This is a genomic window from Streptomyces phyllanthi (assembly GCF_009377205.1).
In the GTDB taxonomy this organism is placed as follows: domain Bacteria; phylum Actinomycetota; class Actinomycetes; order Streptomycetales; family Streptomycetaceae; genus Streptomyces; species Streptomyces phyllanthi.
This window is the reverse complement of record NZ_VJZE01000898.1, coordinates 1-1,411: the sequence shown is the minus strand read 5'-3', so window position 1 is coordinate 1,411 and position 1,411 is coordinate 1. Positions and strand designations below refer to the sequence as shown.

The 1,411-nt window shown below is 75.0% G+C and carries 1 protein-coding gene; it reads right to left on the bottom strand.

From position 1 onward, the window contains the following. On the bottom strand, positions 1–1,411 hold a 1,411-nt coding region (locus FNH04_RS45965), incomplete at both ends, for an ATP-binding protein (RefSeq protein WP_407704189.1).

Genomic DNA, 1,411 nt, shown 5'->3' with positions numbered 1-1,411 from the left:
GGCCGAAGGGGTCGGGGCCGAGGGCCATGACCTCGTTGGACCAGGTGCGGGCCTCGCTGCGCAGATCGCGCATCTGCCAGTACCAGCACAGCGACAGCACCAGAGTGAGGGCCTCGTCCTCGTCGCGTTCGGCGACCGCGTGCCTCAGGGCCGTACGGATGTTCTCGTACTCCAGCTCCAGCAGCCCGATCGCCGCGCGCTGGCGGGGGCCGCGCAGCAACGGATCGGTGACGCGGGCGAGTTCGCGGTAGTACGTGAGATGGGCGCGCTCGGCGGCCGGGCGGGCACCCGCCTCGTCGAGCCGCTCGCGGGCGTACTCGGCGACGGTCTCCAGGAGCCGGTAGCGCATCCCCCCGTCGGCTCCTTCTCCCGGGGAGGGCGCGGCCACCACGAGGGACTTGTCGACGAGCGAGCCGAGGGCCTCCAGCGCGGCGGGCCCGCAGACGGCCTCGGCGGCGGCGAGGTCGCAGCCGCCCGCGAACACGGACAGCCGCCGCAGGACGTCGCGTTCGTCCTCGTCGAGGAGGTCCCAGGACCAGTCGACGACGGCCCGCAGGGTCTGCTGGCGGGGCAGGACGGTCCGGCTGCCGCTGGTGAGCAGCCGGAACCGGTCGTCGAGCCGCTCGGCGATCTGGCGCGGTGTCAGCATCCGCAGCCGGGCGGCCGCCAGTTCGATGGCGAGCGGCAGGCCGTCGAGCCGCCGGCAGATCTCGGCGACGGCCTCGGGGTCGTCCGCGAGATCGAAGCCGGGCCGGGCGGCGGCGCCGCGGTCGGCGAGCAGCCGCAGTGCGTACGGCTCCGGCAGCGGCTCCACGGGCCGCAGCAACTCCCCCGGTACGCCGAGGGGTTCACGGCTGGTGGCGAGTACGGTCAGTCCGGGGCACCGTTCCAGGAGCCGCTCGGCGAGGCGGGCCGCGGCGTCGACCACGTGCTCGCAGTTGTCGAGGATGAGCAGCATGCGCCGCCGTCCGCAGTGTTCGACGAGCCGGCTCACCGGGTCGTCGTGCCGTTCGGTCACGGCCCGCATCTCCTCGGCGCCGGCGCCTCGGAGCACGGTCTCGCGGGCGCCGACGGCGGTGAGCACGGCCTCCGGGACGTTCTCGGGGGCGTCGACCGGTGCGAGTTCGGCCAGCCATACGCCGTCGGGGACGGCCTCGGCCATGGACTCGCCCGCCTCCTGCGACAGCCGGGTCTTCCCGGCGCCGCCGGGGCCCAGCAGCGTCACGAGCCGTGCCGCCGCCAGGTCGCCCCGGATGGTGGCGATGTCGGCGTCCCGTCCGACGAAGGAGGTGAGACGGGCACGGAGGTTGCCGGGCCTGGGGTTTTCGCCCCCGCCGGCCCTACCCGTCCCTCCCTCCACCTCTCGGCTTCGCTCAAGCAGGGGGGACCCCCGTCCGGGGGCTCCACCCCC